Source organism: Thermomonas beijingensis, assembly GCF_020034655.1.
Lineage (GTDB): Bacteria > Pseudomonadota > Gammaproteobacteria > Xanthomonadales > Xanthomonadaceae > Thermomonas > Thermomonas beijingensis.
This window is the reverse complement of the sequence record NZ_JAIQDJ010000008.1, coordinates 62,021-86,744: the sequence shown is the minus strand read 5'-3', so window position 1 is coordinate 86,744 and position 24,724 is coordinate 62,021. Positions and strand designations below refer to the sequence as shown.

Sequence of the window (24,724 nt, the reverse complement as noted above, 5' to 3'; positions counted from 1 at the left end):
GGGGGCAAACCCTAGGCAAGCCCAAGCGGGCAGACTGATCATGGTTGAAGCCGAGGCTGCCACGCCATGACTTGATTCGGGTATCGACTAGTGACTAGGGTGATGGCCTCGCACTGGGTGGACAGAGCACCTGCAGTTCAGGAACCGGGCTGGTAATCCCGCATCGAGGTCGATGACGCCGTTGAGATTGCCGAGCAGGCGGATGCTTGACTAGGCGATAGTCGGGCGCAGCTACCAAGACTGGCTACGCCCGTCGAAGTTGGCCATGGAGTCTGGTTCCCGGCGATACGGTATTGAACACGGTTCCGTACTTCTGGACATTCTCGTGCAGGAGCTCCAGGCGTGATTCGCTCTCGTCCGTATCGACCAGTATTTCGTAGCGGATCTCCTCCATGCGCGGGGGCACATCTTGGCGGACGCCGTGGATGCGGACCTCGACGCCCTGCAGGCGGAAATGCAGGATCGGAGTGACGCGCTCGATCCCCTTGATCATGCAGGCGGCGAGCGCGGCCATCAGCAACTCGGCGGGATTGAACGCATCCACCCTGCCTGCGAGGTCGGTATCCAAGACCAGATGCGCAGATTTGCATGCGGCCTCGCTCCCATGGGCGTCCACGCGCCGTGCGCGAACGTCGAACGTCATCTTCGGCTTGTCAGTCACCCGAGTTCTCCTTGATCGACATGTGCGCCGCCGCTTCCGGCAGGCGCGGCAAGGCCAGCGACAGCGCGGCCGCCACCAGCACGAAGGCCGCCGACCACGCGAGACAGGTGGCCAGGCCCCAGGTCTGGAAGATCCAGCCGGACAACACGGTGCCGATCAGCCGTCCCATGGCATTTGCCATGTAGTAGAAACCCACATCCAAGGAAACCCCATCCTCGGCGGCATGGGCGACGATCATGTAGCTGTGCAGCGATGAGTTGATCGCGAATAGCACGCCGAACAGGCCCAGCCCCACCACCAGCACGACCGCGGGCGACGCCAGTCCGTTCGCCAGCAGCACCGCCATCGCCAATGGAACCACGGCAAGCGCCGCAGCCCAGGCGGGCGCGACATGGGCGTTGGGTACGCCATCTCCGCGTTTGCCGACTAGGCGTGGTGCGATCGACTGCACCGCGCCGTAGCCGATCACCCACAGCGCGAGGAAGCCCCCCACACGCCAGAAATCCCAGCCCAGCGATTCGGACAGGAACACCGGCAGGGCGACCACGAACCAGATGTCGCGGGCCCCGAACAGGAACAGCCGCGCGGCGGAGAGCACGTTGATCGCGCGGCTCTTCGACATCAGCTCGTGGAACTTCGGCTTGACCTTGGCCCGCCCCAGCTCCATCCGCAGGAAGACGATGCTGGCCAGCCACACGATGGCCAGCGCCACCGCCATCACCGCTACCGCCGGACGGAAGCCGATCATCGTCAGCAGCGCACCGCCGAGGAAGAAGCCAACGCCCTTGAGCGCGTTCTTCGAGCCGGTCAGCAGCGCCACCCAACGGAACAGCGCCGCCTGCGCGTCGCCCGGCACCAGCAGCTTGATGCTGCTCTTGGCGCTCATCTTGTTGAGGTCTTTGGCAACCCCCGACAGCGCTTGCGCCGCCATCACCCAGGGCACCGCCAGCCACGTGGCCGGTACCAGCAGCATCGACAGCGCGACAACCTGCATCGCCAGGCCGATATTCATCGTGCGGTTGAGCCCAATCCGCGCTCCCAACCAGCCACCGACCAGATTGGTAATGACCCCGAACACTTCGTAGAACAGGAACAGCAGGGCAACCTGCAACGGGCTGTAGCCGAGCTGGTGGAAATGCAGCACCACCAGCATGCGCAGCGCGCCGTCGGTGAGGGTGAACGCCCAGTAGTTGCCGGTGATCAGCAGGTACTGGCGAACTGCGGGCGCCAGCCGTTCGAACATAACGTTACCGGTCCGCGTCGCCGACCAGCTGCAGGAGTTCGGCGGTGCGGTTCACGTAGCCCCATTCGTTGTCGTACCAAGCGTAGATTTTCACCTGGGTGCCGTTGACCACCAACGTGGACAGCGCATCGACGATGCTCGAACGCGGATCGTGCAGGAAGTCGATCGACACCAGCGGGCGGGTTTCGTAACCCAGCACGCCGGCGAGCTCGCCCTCGGCGGCGACTTGCAGCAGGCGGTTGATCTCCTCCACCGTGGTCGCGCGCGCGACCTCGAACACGCAGTCGGTCAACGAGGCATTGGTCAGCGGCACGCGTACCGCATGGCCGTTCAGGCGCCCCTTGAGTTCCGGGAAGATTTCGGCGATCGCGGTAGCCGAACCGGTGGACGTTGGGATCAGGCTGCTGCCGCAGGAACGTGCGCGGCGCAGGTCCTTGTGCGGCGCATCCACGATGACCTGGGTGTTGGTCAGGCTGTGGATGGTGGTGATGCTGCCGTGGCGGATGCCCAGCCCCTCATGGATGACTTTCACCACCGGTGCCAGACAATTGGTGGTGCAGGACGCCGCCGACACGATCCGATGCTGGCCTGGATCGAAGCGCTGGTGGTTCACCCCCATCACGATGTCCAAGGCGCCGGGCGACTTGACCGGTGCGGTCACCACGACGCGCTTCACGCCCTGGTCCAGGTACGGTTGCAGGACGTCGGGCTTGCGGAATTTGCCGGAGGCTTCCAGCACCACGTCGCAGCCCGACCACTCGGTCGCGGCGAGCTCCTTGTTACGGGTCACCGGGATGCGCTGGCCGTCGATCACCAGCGCATCGCCGTCCATACTCGCCTCGTGCTGCCAGCGGCCATGCACGGAATCGAAGTTCAGCAGGTGCGCCAGGGTAGCCGCATCGCCCGCCGGGTCATTGATCTGCACGAACTGCAGGTCGGGATTGCCCCAGGCCGCACGCAGGGTGAGGCGGCCCATGCGGCCGAAACCGTTGATACCGATGCGAATGCTCATTTATTTGTCTGATTCAGAGAGAGGGAGGGGGTTGGATTGGGTGCTCGCTGAGCTCCCGTAGCTTCGCCTCTGCCGCGAGACGGCCCAAGGCCTCCATTCGCAGCGCAAGCAGGAGTGAAATGCGGTGCTGCAAGGCGTGCAGCGCGTGTGCGAATGCCTTGTGGATCTGTTCCGGTAATCCGGGAAGGCATAGCCCAGGACCGTCCCCACGAGGATGCACAGGGCCACCCAGGCTGTCAGGTGGCGCTCGAAGAATCCCATGCGGCTGGACAGGCCCACCGGGGGTGCCCCGCTTGCGACCCGACTCACGGCCGAGCCCCTTTCTTGACGGATGTTTTTCGCGCCTTGGTCACCGAAATGTTGCCTGCGGGTGCGCAGCGGGTGGCGTCGCCACCGCAGCAGTTGCGGGTCAGGAACTCGATAAGCTCGTTCATCGCCTTGAAGTTGGCGCGGTAGCAGATATAGCGCCCTTGTTGCTCACCATCGATCAAGGCGGCGGCACTCAATTCCTTCAGATGGAACGAGAGCGTCGCGCCCGGCAGGCCCAGTGCTTCAGCGATTTCTCCCACCATGCGTCCTCCCGGCCCCGCCTCCACCAGTAGACGGAATACGGAGAGTCGAGTGGCTTGCCCGAGGGCGGCCAAGGCAGCAGTTGCGTCTTTGATTTCCATTTATCTAGAATAATAGAACATACATACCGTAGCAATTGAACATGACAATTCCGGGTCTGCCCAATGTGTCCCCGGAAGCCCTGGTGACTCCTGATCTGCAGATGCTCGGCCTGACCGGGTCCGGCCACGCTCCGCGCATCCTGATCCTGTACGGCTCACTCCGCCCTCAGTCCAACAGCGGCAAGCTGGCGCTGGAAGCGGAACGAATCCTGCGCCACTTCGGGGCGGAGACCCGCGTGTTCGATCCGCATGACCTGCCCATCCTGGACAGTGTCGATGCCACCCATCCCAGGGTGCAGCAACTGCGCAAGTGGTCGCTGTGGTCAGAGGGCCAGGTCTGGGTAAGCCCGGAACGGCATGGCACCTTCACGGCCGTGTTCAAAAACCAGATCGACTGGCTGCCGCTGGAGGATGCAGGTGTGCGCCCAACCCAGGGTCGTACCCTTGCGGTGCTGCAGGTGTGCGGCGGTTCGCAGTCGTTCAACGTGGTCAACGCGCTGCGGGTGTTGGGCCGCTGGATGCGCATGGTGACCATTCCGAACCAGTCCTCGGTGCCGAAGGCCTGGCAAGAGTTTGCAGATGACGGGCGAATGAAGCCTTCGCCGTTCTACGACCGCTTGGTGGATGTCATGGAGGAATTGTTCAAGTTCACCCTGATGGTGCGTGATCGCAGCGACTATCTGACCAACCGCTACAGCGAACGCAAGGGCGATCTTTCCGCCCGCGCATTGGCCACGGCTGCGGGCGCGGTCACCTCGCCACCTGCTGCACCGGCAAGGCCGAAGTCATCGGCACGCCTTCGCGCATCGAGCGCCTCACGCTGAGAGATGTCATGGTCGCCACGATTTACCACAACCCGGCTTGCGGCACCTCCCGCAACACCCTGGCCATGATTCGGCACGCAGGCATCGAACCGACAATCATCGAATACCTCCGGTGCCCGCCTTCACGGGAGCGGTTGGTCGACCTGATTTCCGGTGCCGGCCTGACCGTCCGCCAGGCGATTCGCCAGAAAGACACGCCTTATCTTGAGCGTGGGCTGGATGACCCCATGCTCAGCGATAGCGCCCTGCTGGAGGCCATGTTGGCGGAGCCGATCCTGATCAACCGCCCATTTGTGCAGACATCTGCGGGCATCCGTCTCTGTCGTCCGTCCGAGCGTGTACTGGACCTGCTGCCACCCGTCACTCGCCCCTTCAGCAAGGAGGACGGGATGATGGTCATCGATCAGGGCGGACAACGAATCTTCTGACCTAGTCTCCCATGCGCGCTTGACCAAGCCCTTGGCTGAGCTCGGTTCCCCGCAACTCCGGACACGCCTATGACCGCAGCCGTTCCCCGATCTGGTGCAATCGCCGAACCCTTGGTTTCAGCGGCAAGCGATCGCCTCAATGCAGAGTGTTTTTGTATAGGTCTGGATGCCGATGCCGTCCGCCAAGAGCTCGATTCCGGCATCGGCCAGCCCGGGCTGCGGGCGCTACTGGAAGAACGTTGTCCCTACGCATTGGCTGCGTGCCCGGTATTCGTGTCGTCGGTGCAGCTCATGCGCATGTCCGCCATCGTCGCTGCGATCGAATCGGTCGTGGCACTCCCCGCTTATCGTGACATCGTGCTGTCCCGTGCGCCCAGCATCGCGCGCTACTCGCCTGGTGCACGCGGCGTGTTTTACGGATATGACTTCCATGTCACGCCATCCGCGATGGGGCTCATCGAAGTCAATACCAACGCCGGTGGCGCCATGCTCAATGCGCTGCTTGCGCGCGCGCAGCGTGCATGTTGCCGGTCGATCCAGCGCCTGCTCCCGCCTGCCGCTACGGCCGATGCATTCGAAGCGCGCATCATCGACATGTTCCGACACGAGTGGCTGCTGAGCGGCCGGGCCGGCCCACTGCGCACGATCGCCATCGTGGACGAACAGCCCGAAGCGCAATACCTGTACCCGGAATTCCTGCTGTTCCAACGACTCCTTGAAGCGAACGGAATCACGGCGGTGATCGCCGCACCCGGGGACCTGCGGCTCCGCGACGGCGTGTTGACCTGCGGCACGCATGCGATCGACCTGGTCTACAACCGCCTGACCGATTTCTACTTCGACACGCAGGCGAGCGCCGTCTTGCGCGAGGCGTACCTGCAGGACGCCGCCGTCGTGACACCGCACCCGCACGCCCATGCGCTGTACGCCGACAAGCGCAACCTCGCGCTGCTGTCAGACCCGATGCAATTGCAGCAACTGGGGGTGCCGGTGGCCACGCAAGCGGTTCTGCTCGCGGGCATTCCCCGTACCGAGATCGTTGACCCAGCCAATCAGGAACGACTCTGGGCCGAGCGCAAGCGACTGTTCTTCAAGCCGTTCGGGGGATTCGGAAGCCGCGCCGCGTATCGAGGCGACAAGATCACGCAGCGTGTTTGGCAGGAGGTCGTGGCGGGCAGCCATGTCGCCCAAGCCCACGTTACTCCGGGCGAGCGAACCCTGTCGGGGGGAGACGCGCCGCAGATCCTGAAGTTCGATCTCCGCCAATATGTGTACCAAGGTGAGGTGCAGTGGACCGCGGCCCGGCTCTACCAGGGACAGACCACCAACTTTCGCACCCCCGGCGGCGGTTTCGCCCCGGTTTACGAGACGCCCGACGCATGCCTGGGTCTGCAGGATGGGCCAGCACGCCACTGCGCGGGCGAGAGCAGCGCTTGCTGACCCCTGGAAGGCAAGCGCCTCTTTGCGCTGCAGGACTCAAGGCTCCTCAACAAGCACGCGTCGAACTGGGCCCACCAGGACTCGAACCTGGAACCAAAAGATTATGAGTCTTCTGCTCTAACCATTGAGCTATAGGCCCGTGGCGCAAATTGTAACCGTGGCAAGTAAAAACCCGCCAATTACGGCGGGTTTCTGTGTCGCAACTGTGCAACTTCAATCAATATCGAGGAAGCTGCGCAGGGTTTCAGAGCGGCTGGGGTGGCGCAGTTTGCGCAGGGCTTTGGCTTCGATCTGGCGGATGCGCTCGCGCGTCACGTCGAACTGTTTGCCCACTTCTTCCAGGGTGTGGTCGGTGTTCATGTCGATACCAAAGCGCATGCGCAGCACTTTGGCTTCGCGTGGGGTCAGGCCGGCCAATACGTCGCGCACGGTTTCGATCAGGTTGATGTCGGTGGTGGCTTCCACCGGCGACATCACATTGGTGTCTTCGATGAAATCACCTAAGTGGGAATCTTCATCGTCACCGATCGGGGTTTCCATCGAAATGGGTTCTTTGGCGATCTTCATGACCTTGCGGATCTTGTCCTCGGGCATGTCCATTTCTTTCGCCAACTCTTCCGGCGTCGCCTCGCGGCCATATTGCTGGAGCATCTGGCGGCTGATGCGGTTGAGCTTGTTGATGGTCTCGATCATGTGCACCGGGATGCGGATGGTGCGCGCCTGGTCGGCGATCGAGCGGGTGATGGCCTGGCGAATCCACCATGTGGCATAGGTCGAGAACTTGAAGCCGCGACGATGCTCGAACTTGTCCACCGCCTTCATCAGGCCGATGTTGCCTTCCTGGATCAAATCAAGAAATTGCAGGCCACGGTTGGTGTATTTCTTGGCAATCGAAATCACCAGGCGCAGGTTGGCTTCCACCATTTCCTTCTTGGCTTTGCGTGCCTTGGCTTCACCGTAAGAAAGAGCGCGGTTGATCTCCTTGAGATCGACCAGGGTCACCTGCATGGTCTTTTCAATCTGAATGGTGGCTTCTTGCTCGCTGATGATTTTTTCGCGCACATCGCGCAGGGCCGAACCCCACTTCTGCTTGCGCTTGAGCAACTCATCCACCCATTCCAGATTGGTTTGGTTGCCTTCCCAGGCCTTGATGAAATCCTTGCGCGGCATTTTTGCCACGCGGGTGGCCATGTCAAGAATGCGGCGCTCGTGTTCTTTGACCTGATTGACCACATCGCGCAATTGCTTGACCAGCACATCGGTCAATGGCAACGGCAGCTTGAAGGTGACGAACACCTCGGCCATTTCTTCGCGCGCCTTTAGTGCCGGCTTGGATTCGGGGCCGCCCTTGGCCACCGCTTTCAGGAAGCGCGCATGTGCCGCCGCCATGACCTCCATGCGTGCCGCCACTTCCGCCGGATCTGGCCCGGTGGGTGCCGGCTCGTCGGCTTCGCCGTCGGCAGTGTCCTCGTCTTCATCGATTTCGGTATCGGCCTCGTCCACCACCGGTACCACTTCCGGCTCGGGCTCTCCATCATTGAAGCCGACCACAATTTCGGCCAAACGCTTTTTGCCGGCCTTGTGCAGCGCGTAATCTTCCAGCAGCATCTGCGGCGACAGCGGGAAGCTGGCCAGCGCGGCATTCATTTGCGACAAGCCTTCTTCGATGCGCTTGGCAATCGCGATTTCGCCTTCGCGGGTGAGCAAGTCCACCGTGCCCATTTCGCGCATGTACATGCGCACCGGGTCGGTGGTGCGGCCACCCTCGGCATCCAGCGAGGTCAGCGCGGCAGCGGCTTCCTCGGCGGCGGTTTCATCGACTTCGCGGCCACCCACTTGCTGGCCGGCCAGCAACATGGTTTCGACATCAGGCGCAGCTTCGTGCACCTCGATGCCCATGCCATTGATCATGCCGATGATGTCTTCGATCTGCTCCGGATCGACCATGTCGTCAGGCAGGTGATCATTGACTTCGGCATAAGTCAGATAGCCCTGTTCCAGACCCTTGCTGATCAGGATCTTGATGTCGGATTGCGGAGCTGTCTGCCGTTCGTTGGCCATGGGCGGGTACCGTGTCGTGAGGGTTTGCGCGTAACGCAGCAAAGAGAACCAAGCATTATACCGCGCAGCGGAGGCGTACGCTTGAACGTGGTCTGGCGGCGTGGTCGGGGGATGTCAGGGGCGGAGCAGGAAGGTTGCCGGCCCGTCATTGACCAGACTGATCACCATATGGGCACCAAACCTCCCGGTTTCCACCCCCGGCGGGTGCAATTGCCGGCAAATGGTCAGCAATTGGGTAAAGCGCTGTTCAGCCTCCGCCGGTGGTGCGGCCGTGGTGAAGCTGGGTCTCATGCCGCTGCGGGTATCGGCGGCCAGGGTGAACTGGCTGACCAACAGCAATTTCCCGCCGATATCCGGCAAAGATCTATTCATCTTGCCGGCATCATCTTCGAAAATGCGATAACCAAGCATGCGCTGGGCGAGCCGATGCAGTTGCGCTTCGGTATCCCCCGGTTCGATCGCCACCAGTGCCAGCAAGCCCGGCCCAATCGCGCCCACCACGGCATCATCCACGCGCACGGCGGCTTCGGTGACACGTTGAAGTAAGGCAAGCATGTCGCCAGTGTAGGCCGCTTCTGCGCGCATGCACGCCTGCGTGGCCTTGCTTACACTGCGTGCATGGTCTCCCTGCTCCGTTTACTCCAACCGCTGCGCAGCACCCGCGCGCCGCCTGCCATCCAGCGCGACATGCTTGCCGTCACCCTGGCCGGTGGCGCTGCGATTGAGGTGCTGCGCGTGCGCGATCCGCGCGCCAAGCGGATCAAGCTGGCGGTGGATGAGCGCGGCGTGCGTTTGACCCTGCCGCTACGCGCCACCCTGCGGGAAGGCGATGCTTTTTTGCAGCAACACCACGCCTGGCTGACGCAGCAATTGCATCTGCATGCCTGCACCTACGGCGAGGCACTGCGTCGCGATGTCACCACCACCTTACCGTTGCGCGGGGTCGAGCTGCCCTTGCATTGGGCACTGGGGCGGGTAACCCGCGTGCAACTGGATGCCGCCGGCACGCTGCGTTGTCAGGCGTCGACGCAGGCCGGCTCCGCCGCGTTGCAGCGTGCGCTGCGGGATTTTTACGAAGCCCAGGGCCGGGCGGATCTGGGGCGTTGGTTGCCGCGTTACTTGCCCGAGTTGCCGCGCCAGCCGCGACGCATCGTGTTCAAGCGCCCCAGCACGTTGTGGGGCTCGCTGGCCCCGGATGCCACGTTGTCACTGGATCTGGCCCTGCTGCTGGCACGCCCGTCTGCGTTCGAATATGTAGTCGTGCATGAACTTTGCCACCTGCTGCATGCCAATCATTCACCGCAGTTCTGGCAGGCCGTGGGGGCACGCTTCCCGCAGTGGCGGGATGAACGCGCCTATTTGCGCAGCGAAGGTCGCGCCTTGAAAGGTCGGCTGCGACAGTTGCTGGCCGGGTAAACGTGCACTCTGCGTTCCCTATGACAGACGCCACTGCATCTTGGGGAATGCATACCATGAATAATTCCATTCGCTACTTGCCTTGCCTGCTGGTCATCGCCAGCGTGATGGCGCTACCTGCCTGCAAGAAAGCGGCTGAAAAGGCCACTGAAGCCGCCATCGAACACGCCACCGGGGTGAAGATGGATAAAGACGGCAACAAGATGACCATCAAGACGGAAAAGGGTGATGTCAATGTCACTGCAGCTGATGCAGGCGGCAATGTGACGCTGCCGGCCAGCTTCCCCGCCGATATTATCTTGCCAAGCAATCACAAAGTGGCCAGCGTGGTGGATATGGCTGGCATGCAGATGGTCAATTTGTCCACCACGCAGGCCTTGAACACGGTATATGCCGATACCGACAAGGGCATGCAAGCCGGTGGCTGGAAGCGCGATGTGGCGATGCAAACCGGCGATGGCGCAACCTTGGCGTTCAGCAAGGACAAGCGGCAAGCCTTCTATCAATTGGGCAAGGCCGATGATGGCGGCACCCAATTGGCAATACGCACCGGCACCGCCGAATAAGCTGAGTCAGCGTCAGCCCTGCAGGAACGCGTGCACGGCGCCGGCGATGTGTGCTGGCTGTTGCATATGCAGGTGGTGACCACCAGGCAACAGCAACAGCTGGCCCTGAGCCAAACGCTGCACACGGCGTTGCCGCTCGGCATCGGGAAGATACGGCTGGGCGGGCGTGGCGAAGATTGCCAATGTGGGGCAGGTGATGGCGTCCAGTACATCGTCCACCTGTTCGCAGGTCATGCGGGTCAGGCTGGGCTGGGTCAGGCGCGAATCGCTGCTCCAAACGTAGCCCCCATCCACTGCGCGCACGCCGCGCTCGACCAACAGCCGCAGCAAGGCAGCATCCAGCCCACTGCCTGGTACCCGGCTGGCATGCAGGCGCGCTTGCACGGCGGTATCGATATCGCGAAACACACGCAACCCGCGTGACTGTCGTTGGCGCTGGGCAGCCAGCGCTTCGCGCATGCGCTTGGCGGTGTGCTGCGGTGCTTCGCTGAGTGCGCCCAGCATCTCGATGACCGCCAAGCGCCGAATCCGCTCGGGGCAGGCGGCCGCCAGCAGGCTGGCAATTCCAGCCCCCATCGAATGCCCCAGCAAATCAAACTGTTGCCAGCCAAGTGCGTCGGCCACATCCAATACCACCATCATGGCAGTGTTGAAGTTGTAATCGCCGCCCACGGGCAAGTGCAGGCTGTGGCCATGCCCGGGCAGATCCAGTGCCACCAGATCCAAACCTTGCAGATATTCGGCCATCGGCAAAAAACTGGCCGCATTATCCAGCCAGCCATGCAGGGCCAGCACTGGCCTGCCGTGCCCATGGTTGCGCAGCGCGCTGAGGCGCCCTTGCGGGGTATCGAAAAAGACTTCGCGCATCACGCCCAACCCGAATCGGAGATGGCCAGTGCCGCCAACGCTTCGGCATGCGCGGCACTGGCATTGAGGCACGGGATATAGCGCAGTGCTTGGCCACCGGCAGTGGTGAAGGCACCTGCATTTTGCATCGAGATTTCTTCCAGCGTCTCCAGACAATCCACCGCAAACCCGGGGCAGACCACATCCACGTTTTTTACCCCATTGCGCGCAAGTGCTTCCAGCGTTGGCAAGGTATAGGGCTGCAGCCAGCGTTCGCGGCCAAAGCGGGATTGATAGGTCAGCAGCAGCTCGGTACGCGGCAGCCCCAATGCACTGGCAATTGCGGTAGCGCTGCCCTCGCAATGGGCCGCATATGGATCGCCCTGGTTCACCAACCGCTGCGGAATGCCATGAAACGACAACACCAATTTTTCGGCGCGGCCATGGGCTGCCCAATGCGCACGAATCGACGCTGCAATCGCCTGCGCCCAGCCCGCATCGGCATGGTAGTCATGCAGCATTTGCACCTGCATGCCGCGTGCGTGCATGGCGATGGCATCGGCCACGCTGGCAGTGGTGGTGGTGGAATACTGCGGATACAGCGGCAACACACGCAGCTGGGATGTGCCTTCGGCCTGCAGTTGTTGCAACGTATCAGCCAGTGCTGGCGCGCCATAACGCATCGCATGCACCACCTTCCACTGTGGCAAGCGTTGTTGCACCGCGTGGGCCAATTGCTCGGTATAGACCGCCAGCGGCGACCCCCCGGGCAGCCAAATCTCGGCATACTTGTGCGCCACCACCGGGCTGCGTCGGGGCAGGATGAGCTTGCGCAGCAAGGGCCGCCACAGCCAGCGCGGCAACTGCACCACCCGGCGATCGGACAGGAATTCATCCAGATACGTCGTCACCGCTTGGGCCGTGGGTGCGGAAGGGGTGCCGAGGTTGACCAGCAGCAGGGTCGGCATGGAGGTTTGATCGCGCATCCGTATAGGATCGCATGCGCCGCAGACGGTGTCGTCCCGACTTATCATTGATTCATGGCGGCCGCGCCACGATGCAACCTTCCCCCACTGCCGCCACGGAGAGCACGATGCCCGCCACCCCGCGCCGTTTGAGCCTTGCCCTAGCCGTTCTGATTGCTGCAGGCAGCGTTGCCGCAGGCACCCGCGAAGACGCCCGTGCTGACGATGCCGTACGCGTGGTCAAGCAGATTCAGGCCATTCCCGAATCCTCCATCCCCGACCGCCTGTTGGATGAGGCCAAGGGTATTGTGGTGGTGCCCGATACCATCAAGGCCGGCTTCATGTTGGGCGGCCGCCGCGGACTGGGCCTGATGTCGGTGAAAACCGCCAACGGTACCTGGTCCAACCCGGTGTTCGTCAAACTGACCGGGGCCAGTTTTGGCCTGCAGGCCGGGGTGCAGTCGGCCGACGTGATTTTGGTGTTCCGCAGTGAGCGTGGGCTGGACAATATCGTCAATGGCAAATTCACCTTGGGTGCCGATGCCGGGGTGGCCGCAGGCCCCGTGGGCCGCAATGCCGCCGCCGCCACCGACGGCGCAATGAAGGCGGAAATCTGGTCGTGGTCGCGCGCGCGCGGGCTGTTTGCCGGCGTTGCGCTGGATGGCGCGGTCTTGCAGATCGATAACGGTGCCAATAGCACCGCGTATGGCGAAGGCAGCACGCCGCGAATGATTTTCGAGGGCCGTGCGCCGCAAGCCGCTTCCGCCACATTGGCCCACTTCCGTGACACCTTGGAAGAAGCCACCGCCGCCGCCCGCTATGCACGCCAGCGCGCCAACCCGCCACCGGCTCCAGTGGCCGAGCCTGGTGCCGCCACGGTACAGCCGCTGGATAGCCACACCCCCGCCACCACCAGCCCGCTACCGGCCACGCAACCTTCGGCAGCGCCGGCGATCAAACCCTAATATCGTCACATCCTGGTCAACGCGCACTGGGGTATGCGCGTTGTCCGGGTAACATTCGAATTCTCCATTTCAACAAAGGCACGCAATCATGGGCGGTTTAAGCATTTGGCATTGGTTGATCGTGCTCGCCATCGTGATATTGGTGTTTGGCACCAAGAAGCTCACCTCCGGCGCCCGCGATCTTGGCAATGCGGTCAACGAATTCAAGAAAGGCATGAACGGCGATAGCGACAAGCCGCAGGCACGGCTAGGCGAAGACAAGTCGGCAGCATCGGCCGAACAGAAGCAGCACGACAACGCCGCGCAGTAATCCCGCAGCACGCGCATGTTCGATTTTTCGCTAGGCGAAATGCTGGTGGTGGCCTTGGTGGCCTTGGTCGTGCTGGGCCCCGAACGCCTGCCCAAGGCGGCGCGCTTTGCCGGTCTGTGGGTGCGCCGTGCGCGTGCGCAATGGCATTCGGTGCGTACCGAGCTGGAGCAGGAACTGGCCAGTGAAGAACTCAAACGCAGCTTGCAAGAAGGCCGGCAGGTATTGGTTGATACCCGCAGCCAGTTGCAAGACAGCCTGCACGACGCCCACTCGCACTTGCAGGAACTGAGCGAGCACACCGGCGAAGCTGGCATTGAGCACATGCACGTACCGGCCAGCACCGGCCCGGCCACCCGCACTGACACCGGCAAGTACGATGACTGATGCCCGGAGCGATATCGAACGACCGCTGATTGCGCATCTGCTGGAGCTGCGCCTGCGCTTGCTGCGCGGCAGTATTGGCCTGCTGGTGGTGCTGGCCGGCCTGCTGCCGTTTGCCAACAAGCTGTATGGCTATTTGGCACAACCGTTATTGGCCAAGTTGCCCAAAGGCGGGCAGTTGATCGCCACCCAAGTGGCCTCACCCTTTTTTGCGCCAATGAAATTGGCGTTCTTCGTGGCTTTGCTGGTGTCGATGCCGTGGCTGCTGTATCAGGCATGGGCGTTTGTGGCACCCGGGCTGTACAAGCGGGAAAAACGCCTGGCGCTGCCGTTGTTGTCCTCGGCATTGCTGTTGTTCTATGCCGGCTGCGCGTTTGCCTATTACCTCGTGCTGCCGATGGTGTTTGGATTTTTGGCCCGGGTCACCCCAGCAGGGGTGGCGATGATGACCGATATCACGTCCTATCTGGATTTCGTGCTGGTGCTGTTTTTGGCGTTTGGCCTGGCCTTTGAATTGCCGGTGGCCTTGGTCATTTTGGCGCTGCTGGGCTGGGTTACACCCGAGCAGCTGCGCGAAGGTCGTGGTTACGCCATCGTCGGGATTTTTATCGTGGCTGCCGTATTGACCCCACCGGATGTGGTCAGCCAGTTGATGTTGGCGATCCCGATGTGCCTGTTGTACGAGGCCGGGATTATTGCGGCGAAATTCGTGACGCCGCGCAAGCAGGCCGATGGTGCCTCTGCCTGAGCCCGCCCCTGCGCGGTTCTGGATGCGCTATGCGGCGTGGTCGCTGGATGCCGTTTGCCTGTTGCCATGGATCGCGCTGTTGGGTGCCGCGCCCCTGCAACGGGCCATGAGCGAAGCGCTTGCCAGTTTCAGGCAACTGTCGGCAAGCATGGGCCAGCTGATGGAGAGCGCGTTGGCGCAGGGACAGACCCCGCTGGCAATGGCGCTGGCAAGCCTGTCCGATCCGCACCTGCTGGCCGATATTGACCGCTTCGAATCGGCGCTCTTCACCCTCTTGCTGCTGCCACCGGCGCTGTATGCGCTGCTAGCCTGCGTGTATTCGCTCGGGTTTGAACGCTCGCATTGGCAAGCCACGCCCGGCAAGCGCGTGCTGGGCTTGCAGGTAGTGCGCGTGGACGGCGGTGCAATGACACTGGGCACCGCGATGCAGCGATTTTTGGCAGCCGGGTTGAGCTGGATCAGCCTCAATCTTGGGCATGCGCTGGCTGCATTTGCGCCGTATTTGGCGCTGCATGATCGCCTCAGCCGGACGCGTGTACTGGCAGACTCACCAGGGCTGCCCGCTTGGGCCAAAGCATGGTTATGGGCGCAGCTGGCTGCAGGCTTGTTCGCCTGCCTATGGCTGTTCTCGTGGATGCAAAGTGCCATGCAGGCGGCGCTGGATAGCGCGCTTGGCGGGATGTAAGTGCCTCAGGCCTCGAAGCCGTGAATGTGCGTGACCGGCGGCGATGACGCGGCATCACTGAAGGTATCGCGCCATGCCAGATAACTGGCACCCGCCAGCAGGACCAGTACCACCGCGGCAAACCCCACCATCGCCAACATCATCAGCAAGCTACCCACCACCGCGTGAATCAGATTGCCGATCACACCCAGCAAGCCGGCCACCAGCAGCACCACAAATGCAGCCAGCATCAACGCACCCAAGAACAGTACGCCCACCAGCAAATTCGCGCTCAGGTTGATTACCGATGCGCGCAGTGCATGGCGCAGAGCCGTGCTTACATTGCAGCCGGAAAACAGCATCAGCGGAATCGAAAACAGCATCAGCGCATAGCTGAAGTAGTTGAACGCCATCTGCACCAAAAACAGCAAGCCAGGATGCTGCGGCTCCGGCAACACCGGTGCCGCGCCTTGCATCACCGATTGCATGGCTTGCATGTAGTCGTGCCAGTAATCGCCACCGGCAATCGCCATCATCAACAGCCCGCCGATGACCGCCAGTACCACTTGTACCAACCCCAGCCACGCCAAACGCCGCCCCTGCGCGCTGCGCAGCGGGACAAACACATCACGAGCGCGCACCAACCGGCCAGCTTCGGTTTCACGGATGACATGCATCAGGCCACCCAGCAGCACCGGCACCAACACCATGATCACCAGCGTCAACGGCAATGCCACCGCCATCACCACGCCCAAGTCCGGGTTGCTGCCAATCGCCTTGCCACCCAGCATCAGCGTGGCCAAGGCCAAGACCATCAGCAACGCCGCGGTATATAACGAGGCAATCGCCAACAACGCCGCCCCGAACACCGCGCGCGGATTTTTTGCACCCAAATCAATTGCCTGCCGAAACCACACCAAGCCCTGACTGGCCGGCAACCTGCGAATGTCCATGCTGCGCCTCGAGAAGATGCGCACAGGATACCGGAGTGCGCGTCAACGCCGCGCGTGACGGACAAATCTGCGCAGGATTTTGCGTGCCAGCGGGGCGGCACTGACCGCGTGCGCCAGCTGCTTGGCATCACGGCCTTCGTGCGTCAATGCGTCCTGCCGTGCATGGATATAGCCGCGCATATGGGTGGTGCTGAATTCGGGATGAAATTGCAGCCCCCACACTTGCTCGCCCCAGCGGAACGCATGGCAGGCATCGTGCGCATTGCGCGCCAACACGGTGGCGCCAGCGGGGGCTTGCAGCACGCTTTGCAGGTGCGTGGCTTGTGCCGGAAAACACGCCGGCAGGCCAGCAAACAAGGGGTCGGTGTGCGCCTGCGGGTGCAGGTCGATGCCGACCGTGCCCATTTCCCGCCCATTTGGGTTGTTGCCTACCTGCCCGCCCAGCGCATGCGCGAGCAATTGGTGGCCGTAGCAGATGCCCAATAGCGGTAGCCCCGCGTGTGCGGCTTCGTGCAGCCAGGTGGCGCTGCGCTCGCTCCAGTCACGGTGCTCGGTCACCATCGCCGCCGAACCGGTGACAATCACCCCGGCAAAGCCTGCGCGGGTGGGCAAGGCTTGACCGGCTTCCACATCCACCACCACCGCCGCATCCCGCGCCAGCCCGGCAGCCACCCGGATCCAGTGTGCAAAGCTGCCATAACGGCGCATCGACGGCGTGGGTTGCCCGGTTTCAAGAATCAGGAACGGTTGCATAGGCAGGAAAGCGCAAGGTGGGTGCGTGTGCGCATTTATACTACTTGGCCACACCGTTGCACCTGGTCAACATGACTGCCCATCGCGTTTCCATCACCTTCCAAGAACTCATCACCCGCCTCAACGCCTATTGGGCCGAGCAGGGCTGCGTGCTGATCCAGCCACTCGACCTGGAAGTGGGGGCCGGCACCTTCCACCCGGCCACCTTCCTGCGTTCGATCGGCCCGGAGCCGTGGAACGCCGCCTACGTGCAGCCCAGCCGCCGCCCCACCGACGGCCGTTATGGCGAAAACCCCAACCGCTTGCAGCGCTATTACCAGTACCAGGTGGCGCTGAAGCCCTCGCCCGACAATATCGTCGAGCTGTATTTCGATTCGCTCAAACAGTTGGGTATCGATCCGCTGGTGCACGATTTGCGCTTGGTCGAAGACAACTGGGAATCGCCCACGCTGGGTGCGTGGGGCCTGGGTTGGGAAGTGTGGCTGAACGGCATGGAAGTGACCCAGTTCACCTACTTCCAGCAAGCCGGCGGCCTGGAATGCCGGCCGGTACTGGGGGAAATCACCTACGGGCTGGAACGACTGTGCATGTATTTGCAAAACTGCGACAACGTCTATGACCTGGTGTGGACATATGGCCCAGACGGTGCGCCAGTGAGTTATGGCGATGTCTATCACCAGAACGAAGTGGAACAGAGCGCCTACAACTTTGAACACGCCAATGTCGAAGAAATGTTCCACCGCTTCGATGCCTGCGAAGCGGAAGCGCTGAAGCTGGTCGAGGCCGGCTTGCCACTGCCGGCGTATGAGCAAGTGACCAAGGCCAGCCACAGTTTCAACCTGCTGGATGCGCGCCGCGCGATCTCGGTCACCGAACGCCAGCGCTACATCCTGCGTGTGCGCAAACTGGCGCAGGCGGTGGCTGAAAGTTATTTCGCCCAGCGTGAAAAGCTGGGGTTTCCGGGGTTGAAGAAAGCCACTGCCAGCACGGAGGCCACGGCATGAGCATGCAGCCGTTATTGATCGAACTGGGCACCGAAGAACTTCCGGTCAAGGCACTGCCCGGTTTGGCGCAGGCGTTGTTCGATGGCGTGGTCGCCGCGCTGGACAAGCGCGGTATCAGCATTGACCGCACACTGGCCAAGCCGCTGTATTCGCCGCGCCGTCTGGCCGTGTTGCTGCCGGGTGTGGCCACTCAGCAGCCGCCGCAAACGTCGGAAGTGTTGGGCCCGTATCTGAACATCGCGCTGGATGCCGACGGCCAGCCGACCAAGGCATTGCAGGGCTTTGCTGCCAAGGCCGGAGTGGACTGGACGGCACTGGAAAAAACCACCGACAGCAAGGGCGAGCGCTTCGTGCATCGCGCCACCACGGCCGGCGCGGCCACCCGTGCGCTGTTGCAAGACGTGCTGGCCGAGGCGATGGCGGCGATGCCGATCCCCAAGCCGATGCGCTGGGGCGCGCACAGCTACGGGTTTGCGCGGCCGCTGCATTGGCTGGTGGCGCTGCTGGGCGATGAGATCGTGGACGTCGCGGTGCTGGGCATCAGCGCGGGCCGCATGAGCCGTGGTCATCGCTTCATGCACGAAGGCGCGGTGTGGATTGCCCGCCCCGGCGACTACATCGACGCCTTGCGCGCCGCGCATGTATTGGTGGACCCGGACGAGCGCCGCAGCCGTGTGCTGGCGGAAGTCGAAGCTGCCGCCAACACCGCCGGTGGCAGTGCGCGCATCACCGACGACAATTTGCAGCAGGTGGTGTGCCTCAACGAATGGCCGGTGGCAGTGGCTTGCGCATTCGAGCGCGAGTTCCTGAGTGTGCCGCAGGAAGCGCTGATCGAAACCATGGAGAGCAACCAGAAGTTCTTCCCGGTGCTGGATGCGCAGGGCCGGCTGACCGAGCACTTCATCGGCATTGCCAATATCGAATCGAAAGCGCCTGCGGAAATCCGCAAAGGCTATGAGCGCGTGATTCGCCCGCGCTTTGCCGATGCCAAATTCTTCTTCGATGAAGATTTGAAGCAAGGCCTGGCGGCGATGGGCGATGGCCTGAACACCGTCACCTATCAGGCCAAACTCGGCAGCGTGGCCGACAAGGTGGCGCGCGTGGCGGCACTGGCCGAAACCATCGCGGCGCAAGTGGGTGCCGACCCCGTGCAGGCGCAGCGCGCAGCGCAGTTGGCAAAAAACGATTTGCAATCGCGCATGGTGAATGAGTTCCCGGAATTGCAGGGCATTGCCGGGCGCTACTACGCGCAACGTGCGGGCGAAACGTCCGAGGTGGCGTTGGCCATCGACGAAGGCTACCGCCCGCGCTTCGCCGCCGACGACATCGCGGCATCAACGCTGGGCAAGGTGCTGGCGATTGCGGAGCGGTTGGACACCTTGGCCGGTGGCTTTGCCGCGGGCCTGAAGCCGACCGGCAACAAGGACCCGTTCGCGCTGCGCCGCAACGCGCTGGGGCTGGCGCGCACCATCATCGAGTCCGGGTTCGAGCTGAACCTGCAAGCGCTGCTGGTTGCCGCCAACAATCAGTTGGCCGGCAAGGGCGTGCAGGCCGATGCACATGAACTCTACGACTTCATCCTCGACCGCCTGCGCGGCTACTTCGCCGATCGCGGCGTGCCGGCCGCGCACTTCACGGCGGTGGCCGAAGGCAAGCCCGCCTCGCTGGCCGACTTCGCCCGCCGTGTGGATGCGATCGGTGTCTTCGCGCAATTGCCGGAAGCCGGCGCACTGGCCGCCGCCAACAAACGCATCGGCAATATCCTGAAAAAAGCCGACATCGCGATTCCGCTGATGGAAGACGCGGCGCTGCTCAAGGAACCGGCCGAACTGGCGCTGGCCGAAGCGGTGGAGGCCGCCTACGCCGATACCGGCTTGGCGCTGGCGCAGGGCGACTACGTGACGGTGCTGACCCGGCTGGCGCAACTGCGCGCACCGGTGGATGCGTTCTTCGATGCGGTGATGGTCAATGCCGAAGACCCCGCCATCCGCGCCAATCGTTTGGCCCTGCTGCAGCGCCTCGCGGCACGCTTGGGCAGCGTGGCGGCGATCGAGCACTTGTCGGTGTGAGTGACCGGCTGTCCGCTTTCACCGCCAGACCTCGATAACTGTGTTGAAGCCGGCACTGGGTCGGCAACGAGGATGGCGTGATGAACGTGGGCGCAAACGTGTGGCGGGCACGCACAAGCGTGTTCGGGCTGATTCTGACGGTTGCAGGGCTATGCTCTGGCGGGGTGATGGCGCAAACCAGTGCCGGAGCCATTGCGGACGGGCGCGGGCGGGTGGTGGCGTTGGCGGCAGGCAGCGACGCAACGTGCGCACTGAATCAACGGGCTGCGGCGCAGTGCTGGGGCAATAATTGGTTTGGAACCCTGCCCCCCCCACGGGGGAACTTCACTGCGGTGACGATGGGTGAGAACTTCGGCTGCGGCCTGCATTCTGATGGCAGCGTCGAATGCTGGGGTGGAAGCAGCAGCGTGCAAGCGGTTCCCGCAGGCGCAACATTCACCACCATTGCGGCCGGCGGCGACCATGCCTGCGGCTTGCGCTCCAATGGCACCGTGCTGTGCTGGGGAAGCAATAGCCATGGCGAAGCAACGCCACCAAACAAGGCTGCATTTGCCGCAGTGACGGCCGGCTGGGCACACTCATGCGCATTGACTGCAGCGGGCGTTGCGACTTGCTGGGGTGACAATTTGGCAGGCAGTCTCGACGTTCCCGCCAATGAACGGTTTACCGCAATTACATCGGGCTACTACCACAATTGCGGCCTGCGCGCGAACGGCACGGCGCTTTGCTGGGGTAATAATCAGAACAACAATTTGCCTTCCGGCCAGGTCTATACGGCGTTGGCAGCCGGCGTGAACTTCACCTGTGGGTTGACGCTCAACGGACGCATCGTGTGTGGCGGCGATAACACCTTCGGCCAGGCTTCACCGCCGATCAGCAGGGTAAACACCTATGTTGCACTCACCGCAGGTTATTACCATGCGTGCGCACTGACCGCCGGTGGTCGCGTTGTGTGCTGGGGCAGGAACGACAAGGGCCAGGCGACTGCCCCGAAGGGAGTCTTCGGGATGGGAACCGTTGCCGCCGGTGCCACGCATGCCTGTGATCTGGGTGCCGATGGCAGCCTGGTGTGCTCGGGCTCCAACAGCTCCGGTGAAGCAACGCCACCGGCCGGTAGCTATGCCGATGTTGGCGCCGGCGGTGGCTACAGCTGTGCACGCTCGGCGGCCGGTGCGCTGTCATGCTGGGGGTTCAATGACAGCAACCGCGCTAGCCCGCCCACTGGTCAATATGCCGACATGCGGGTGGGAAGTTTGGGTGGCTGTGCGCTGAGCGGGAACGGAGGATTCGGCTGCTGGGGCTGGAACAATAGCGGACAAAACATGCCTGCGATTCTGCCCATCGGCATCGGTGCCTACTACCGCCAGCTCGGCCGTGGCAGCTTCCACGGCTGCGGCATCGTCAATGACGGCAGCGCACGTTGCTGGGGCAACAACGGCAGCGGCGCCCTCAATGTTCCGGGGAGTGGCTGGTTGGCGATTGGCGAGGGCAGCCAGTTCAGCTGCGGCCTGCGCTCCACTGGCAGCGTGGTTTGCTGGGGTGGGCCCATGACCACAACGCCGGTACCCACCGGTTACTTCAAGGCGTTGGCAACCGGCGAGGATCATGCCTGTGCGATTCGCGACAACGGCGAGCTGGCCTGCTGGGGCGACAACTCCCACGGCCAGGCGTCACCTCCGGCAGGGCGCTTTGTACATGTCAGCGCGTCGTACTACCAAAGCTGTGCGGTGCGTGACGATGGCACCCGCACTTGCTGGGGCACCCCCTGATTTTGCATTGTTCCAGGCACTGTTCAATGACGGGGCTTCGGCCCCGTCTGTGTCTGCATCAGGCGTCGATATTGGCTTGGCTGGCGTCCGCCAATGCGGGCTGTTCGCCAGTCGTTCGCCCTGTATCCGGGCTGATTTTTTCGATGGTGTGGCGTAATTCGCGGCCCAGCACCACGCGCGCATCCTTGGCCCAGGCGTTGAGACGCTCATCGAACATCAACTTGCTGCTGTCGGGGTTTGGCCACACCAGTTTCAGCTCACGCAGTTGCTGGATGAAGCTGCGGAACAGCGCTTTATCGAAGAACTCGGGTGCAGCCGGCGCGTACAGCAGCGATAGCCGTTGTGCGGCAAGCTGGCACATGCTTTCCAGCTCGCCAGCACCCAACACGCCGGGGCCGTTTTTCACCAGCACGCTGATGGCGATGTAATAGCGCTCGAACGCTTGCTGCAAGGTGTGGCCGAGTGCGCGCAGGCGGAACACTTCGTCACTTTGACCGGCATTGCGCTGCAAGATGCCGCCATCGTCCTCGCTGACTTGCTCCAGCAGGCCTTCGTGAATGAACACCTCGATGGTGCGGTCGATGCGCTGTGCAAAGGTGTCGGCATCCCACGGCAAAAACAGCTCGGCCTGCAAGAACGGATACAGGCTGCGTCCGATTTGCTGCAATTGCCGCCGCCCCATGCGCCGGTTGTTCTGGAAGCACACCGCAATCCACGACGAGGCGGTGAACAGATGCAGCACATTGTTGCGGAAATACGACAACAGCACCGCTTGGTCGCCTTCCACACCCAACACATCGCCCAGTGGGTGTTGGGTGCGGGTAATCAGACCAATTTCTTCGCCATGCGCAATGATTTGCTGCGGGGTGTGCGGCGTTACCGTGACCCATTCGGAATACGCCACGTCCGCCAACAAGGTTTTCGACAGCGCGATCTGCGCCAGCAGGTCGGCTTCGCCCATCGCGTGCTTGGGCGTGGACAACAGTGCCAATGCCAGCAGATTGATTGGGTTGACGTCGGCGGCACGATTGACATTGACCTGAATCTTCTGCGCCAGCGCATCCACTACGCGCGCAAACCATGCCGGCTTTGCGTCATCGGCGACTGGCTGGCCATCCCAGTCAGGTGCGTGTTGAGCGAGGACATCCGCCAATTGGATGCGCTCGCCAAAGTTCACTACCACTTGCCCGTAATTGCTGCGCAGCACTTTGGGAATGCCGGTGATCAGCTGCCAAATCGATTCTTTTTCTTTCGGCTTGCCGGATAATTCATCCAGATAGCTGCGGCCTTCCATCAGTTTTTCATAGCCGATATACACCGGCTGAAACAGCATCGGCCGGGTCGGCTGGCGCAGATAGGCGCGCACCGTCATCGCCAGTGAGCCGCCCTTGGGTTGCAACAGGCGGCCGGTGCGTGAACGCCCACCCTCGATGAAATACTCGATGGAATAACCACCGGCCACCAACTGCGCCATGTATTCGCGGAACACCGCAGAATACAGCGCGTTACCCTTGAAACTGCGTCGTGCAAAGAACGCACCGCTGCGGCGCAGGATGCTGCCGACCACCGGCAAATTGAGATTGATGCCGGCAAAAATATGCGGCGGCACCACGCCGTGGGAATACAACAAATAACTCAGCAGCAAGTAATCCATGTGGCTGCGGTGGCTGGGCACGTATACCACTTCGTGGCCCGGTGCTTCCTGCTTGAATTTATCCAGGTGATGCACCAGCACGCCGCGATAGATGCGGTTCCACACCGGCGTCAGCAAAAAGCTGACCGAGCGCACCACGGTGTTGGAATAGTCGGCGGCGATTTCCCAGAAATAGGCATTGGCTTTCTTCCATGCCTCCTCCGGCTTGCTGTTGTCGCGGCGCGCCTGATCGGCAATGGCGTCCTTCACCAGCGGTGCCGATAACACTTGCTCGGACAACATGCGGCGGGTGGACAAATCCGGACCAATCACCACTTCACGCACACGCCGGAAATGGGTACGCAGGACACGCGACACCTTGCGTACGGCACGTTCGGGCGGCAGCTCTTCGGCCAGCGATTCGCGAATCGACATCGGTGTCGCAAACTGCACCAAGGTATCGCGCCCATTGAGCAAGATCGCCAGCAAGCGGCGGAAGCGCCCGACCAAGGTCCAGTTTTCCGAGAACAGCACCGAGAACCAGCCGCTGCTGCGCTTGGGGGCTTGCCCCACGAAGATCGACACCGGCACCAGTTGCACGTCCAATGCCGGCTTGTCTCGGTGCGCCTGCAGCAAGCGTGCCAGCGAGCCTGAATGGGTCTTGTGCTCGGCCCCGGGCAACAGGCCCAACGCATTGGCATGCCGGCGCGACAGGGCAACATAGGCACGCTTGCGGCCCAGCGGATCACCGCTGATCGGTTGCAGCGGCAGCGGCAGCCTGGCCTCGCGGCAGGCACGCTGCAAGATCAGTGCGTTGGACAGGCCATAGTCTTCCAGTACATAGCAGATCGGGCGTTGATCCTCATGGCCACGTACCGAGTCTGCCGCAATATCCAACTGCAGCCACGGATCCAGCACCGCGCCCAGCCCCCGTGCCCACCACGGCACGCGTACCTTGCTGGTGCGCAGTGGTGGCGCAGGCAGCGTTGGCGAGCCCTCCGTTATTGCTGCAGGCTTGGCGGTTGCGGTGTCGTCGGTTACCGGCGCGGCCGTAGCGGGCGGGGCTTTTGCAGTCAGAAATTCAGGCAGCGGTAACGGTGCCGCGTCCCGCGGCAGCGTGCTCTCCGGCGCAGCCGCATCGGCCACAGACGCAGGGTCGTTGGTATTGGGCGGGTCAAACAGGCTGGCCTGCGGAGGGGGCTGACGATTTGGCATCCCCCGCATTATGGCCGAGAGGCGCATCCAAGGGGCGGCTATGGAAGGTCGCGGCAGGGCGCGTTTGTGCGGAGGAGGTCACGTTTCAAGGCAGACAAAAAGGGCCACCCCGAAGGGCGGCCCTGAT

24 protein-coding genes and 1 tRNA gene are annotated in these 24,724 nt (G+C 62.6%); 13 read left to right on the top strand and 12 right to left on the bottom strand.

Translation table 11 applies throughout. The features are described from left to right. Positions 1-244: 244 nt before the first annotated feature. The 4 genes from K7B09_RS11565 to K7B09_RS11550 all read right to left on the bottom strand — a co-directional run bounded on the left by K7B09_RS11565 (position 245) and on the right by K7B09_RS11550 (position 3,587). Positions 245-661 carry an OsmC family protein gene (locus K7B09_RS11565; protein ID WP_223629616.1) on the bottom strand — a complete coding sequence of 139 codons (417 nt, stop codon included), beginning with the start codon at positions 659-661 and terminating at the stop codon, positions 245-247. Then, entirely contained in the window at positions 654-1,904 is a 1,251-nt protein-coding gene (gene arsJ / locus K7B09_RS11560; RefSeq protein ID WP_223629615.1) for an organoarsenical effux MFS transporter ArsJ, read from the bottom strand. Before arsJ ends, K7B09_RS11565 begins: the two co-directional genes overlap by 8 nt. A 4-nt stretch (positions 1,905-1,908) precedes the next feature. Then, positions 1,909-2,916 (bottom strand): ArsJ-associated glyceraldehyde-3-phosphate dehydrogenase, encoded by a 1,008-nt coding sequence (locus K7B09_RS11555; RefSeq protein ID WP_223629614.1) that lies wholly within the window; start codon positions 2,914-2,916, stop codon positions 1,909-1,911. Positions 2,917-3,221: 305 nt separating this feature from the next. Continuing rightward, positions 3,222-3,587, bottom strand: a complete 366-nt coding sequence (locus tag K7B09_RS11550; RefSeq protein ID WP_223629613.1) for an ArsR/SmtB family transcription factor — start codon at positions 3,585-3,587, stop codon at positions 3,222-3,224. 41 nt (positions 3,588-3,628) lie between these two features. Between K7B09_RS11550 and arsH the strand changes: the two genes are divergently transcribed. The 3 genes from arsH to K7B09_RS11535 all read left to right on the top strand — a co-directional run bounded on the left by arsH (position 3,629) and on the right by K7B09_RS11535 (position 6,279). After that, on the top strand, positions 3,629-4,411 hold the full coding sequence (arsH, locus tag K7B09_RS11545) for an arsenical resistance protein ArsH (RefSeq protein WP_223629612.1): 783 nt from the start codon (positions 3,629-3,631) through the stop codon (positions 4,409-4,411). Positions 4,412-4,419: 8 nt separating this feature from the next. Beyond that, positions 4,420-4,839: an arsenate reductase (glutaredoxin) gene (gene arsC / locus K7B09_RS11540; protein ID WP_223629611.1), complete on the top strand. Its 420-nt coding sequence runs from the start codon at positions 4,420-4,422 to the stop codon at positions 4,837-4,839. Between the two features lie 69 nt (positions 4,840-4,908). Beyond that, positions 4,909-6,279: a hypothetical protein gene (locus tag K7B09_RS11535; RefSeq protein ID WP_223629610.1), complete on the top strand. Its 1,371-nt coding sequence runs from the start codon at positions 4,909-4,911 to the stop codon at positions 6,277-6,279. Positions 6,280-6,345: 66 nt separating this feature from the next. On the opposite strand, the gene K7B09_RS11530 is transcribed toward K7B09_RS11535, so the two are convergent. The 3 genes from K7B09_RS11530 to dtd all read right to left on the bottom strand — a co-directional run bounded on the left by K7B09_RS11530 (position 6,346) and on the right by dtd (position 8,895). Continuing rightward, positions 6,346-6,418 (bottom strand) — tRNA-Ile (locus K7B09_RS11530). 74 nt (positions 6,419-6,492) lie between these two features. Next, entirely contained in the window at positions 6,493-8,340 is a 1,848-nt protein-coding gene (gene rpoD / locus K7B09_RS11525; protein WP_223629609.1) for an RNA polymerase sigma factor RpoD, read from the bottom strand. A 114-nt stretch (positions 8,341-8,454) separates the two neighbouring features. Continuing rightward, a complete protein-coding gene (gene dtd / locus K7B09_RS11520; protein ID WP_223629608.1) occupies positions 8,455-8,895 on the bottom strand; it encodes a D-aminoacyl-tRNA deacylase in 441 nt (146 codons plus the stop codon). A 63-nt stretch (positions 8,896-8,958) separates the two neighbouring features. Between dtd and K7B09_RS11515 the strand changes: the two genes are divergently transcribed. Both K7B09_RS11515 and K7B09_RS11510 read left to right on the top strand, forming a co-directional pair. After that, positions 8,959-9,756: a M48 family metallopeptidase gene (locus tag K7B09_RS11515; RefSeq protein WP_223629607.1), complete on the top strand. Its 798-nt coding sequence runs from the start codon at positions 8,959-8,961 to the stop codon at positions 9,754-9,756. Between the two features lie 56 nt (positions 9,757-9,812). Further along, complete coding sequence (locus tag K7B09_RS11510) at positions 9,813-10,322, top strand: hypothetical protein (RefSeq protein ID WP_223629606.1); 510 nt, start codon at positions 9,813-9,815, stop codon at positions 10,320-10,322. Positions 10,323-10,334: 12 nt separating this feature from the next. Here the strand turns inward: K7B09_RS11510 and K7B09_RS11505 are convergent, their stop codons facing one another. After that, positions 10,335-11,189: an alpha/beta fold hydrolase gene (locus K7B09_RS11505; RefSeq protein WP_223629605.1), complete on the bottom strand. Its 855-nt coding sequence runs from the start codon at positions 11,187-11,189 to the stop codon at positions 10,335-10,337. Next, positions 11,189-12,154, bottom strand: a complete 966-nt coding sequence (hemH, locus tag K7B09_RS11500) for a ferrochelatase (RefSeq protein ID WP_223629604.1) — start codon at positions 12,152-12,154, stop codon at positions 11,189-11,191. The genes K7B09_RS11505 and hemH overlap by 1 nt, the downstream gene beginning before the upstream one ends. A gap of 107 nt (positions 12,155-12,261) precedes the next feature. Here hemH and K7B09_RS11495 point away from each other — a divergent pair, with 107 nt between their 5' ends. The 5 genes from K7B09_RS11495 to K7B09_RS11475 all read left to right on the top strand — a co-directional run bounded on the left by K7B09_RS11495 (position 12,262) and on the right by K7B09_RS11475 (position 15,222). After that, positions 12,262-13,098 (top strand): lipid-binding SYLF domain-containing protein, encoded by an 837-nt coding sequence (locus K7B09_RS11495; RefSeq protein WP_317851757.1) that lies wholly within the window; start codon positions 12,262-12,264, stop codon positions 13,096-13,098. Positions 13,099-13,186: 88 nt separating this feature from the next. After that, entirely contained in the window at positions 13,187-13,408 is a 222-nt protein-coding gene (gene tatA / locus K7B09_RS11490; protein ID WP_223629603.1) for a Sec-independent protein translocase subunit TatA, read from the top strand. A gap of 15 nt (positions 13,409-13,423) precedes the next feature. Next, positions 13,424-13,792, top strand: coding sequence for a Sec-independent protein translocase protein TatB (gene tatB / locus K7B09_RS11485; RefSeq protein WP_223629602.1), 369 nt, complete (start codon positions 13,424-13,426; stop codon positions 13,790-13,792). Beyond that, complete coding sequence (gene tatC / locus K7B09_RS11480) at positions 13,785-14,537, top strand: twin-arginine translocase subunit TatC (protein ID WP_223629601.1); 753 nt, start codon at positions 13,785-13,787, stop codon at positions 14,535-14,537. The genes tatB and tatC overlap by 8 nt, the downstream gene beginning before the upstream one ends. Then, complete coding sequence (locus K7B09_RS11475; RefSeq protein ID WP_223629600.1) at positions 14,524-15,222, top strand: RDD family protein; 699 nt, start codon at positions 14,524-14,526, stop codon at positions 15,220-15,222. Before tatC ends, K7B09_RS11475 begins: the two co-directional genes overlap by 14 nt. A gap of 5 nt (positions 15,223-15,227) precedes the next feature. Here the strand turns inward: K7B09_RS11475 and K7B09_RS11470 are convergent, their stop codons facing one another. Next, positions 15,228-16,154, bottom strand: coding sequence for a DUF2189 domain-containing protein (locus K7B09_RS11470; RefSeq protein WP_223629599.1), 927 nt, complete (start codon positions 16,152-16,154; stop codon positions 15,228-15,230). Between the two features lie 42 nt (positions 16,155-16,196). Next, the gene (locus K7B09_RS11465; protein ID WP_223629622.1) at positions 16,197-16,913 is read right to left on the bottom strand and encodes a glutamine amidotransferase; all 717 of its coding nucleotides are present in this window, start codon (positions 16,911-16,913) and stop codon (positions 16,197-16,199) included. 65 nt (positions 16,914-16,978) lie between these two features. On the opposite strand from K7B09_RS11465, the gene glyQ reads away from it, so the two are divergent. From glyQ to K7B09_RS11450, 3 genes are all read left to right on the top strand, one after another. Continuing rightward, entirely contained in the window at positions 16,979-17,911 is a 933-nt protein-coding gene (gene glyQ / locus K7B09_RS11460; RefSeq protein ID WP_223629598.1) for a glycine--tRNA ligase subunit alpha, read from the top strand. Further along, positions 17,908-19,980 (top strand): glycine--tRNA ligase subunit beta, encoded by a 2,073-nt coding sequence (gene glyS / locus K7B09_RS11455; RefSeq protein WP_223629597.1) that lies wholly within the window; start codon positions 17,908-17,910, stop codon positions 19,978-19,980. The genes glyQ and glyS overlap by 4 nt, the downstream gene beginning before the upstream one ends. An 80-nt stretch (positions 19,981-20,060) precedes the next feature. Beyond that, complete coding sequence (locus tag K7B09_RS11450) at positions 20,061-21,749, top strand: RCC1 domain-containing protein (RefSeq protein WP_223629596.1); 1,689 nt, start codon at positions 20,061-20,063, stop codon at positions 21,747-21,749. Positions 21,750-21,807: 58 nt separating this feature from the next. On the opposite strand, the gene plsB is transcribed toward K7B09_RS11450, so the two are convergent. Next, positions 21,808-24,606 carry a glycerol-3-phosphate 1-O-acyltransferase PlsB gene (gene plsB, locus K7B09_RS11445; protein ID WP_223629595.1) on the bottom strand — a complete coding sequence of 933 codons (2,799 nt, stop codon included), beginning with the start codon at positions 24,604-24,606 and terminating at the stop codon, positions 21,808-21,810. Positions 24,607-24,724: the final 118 nt, after the last annotated feature.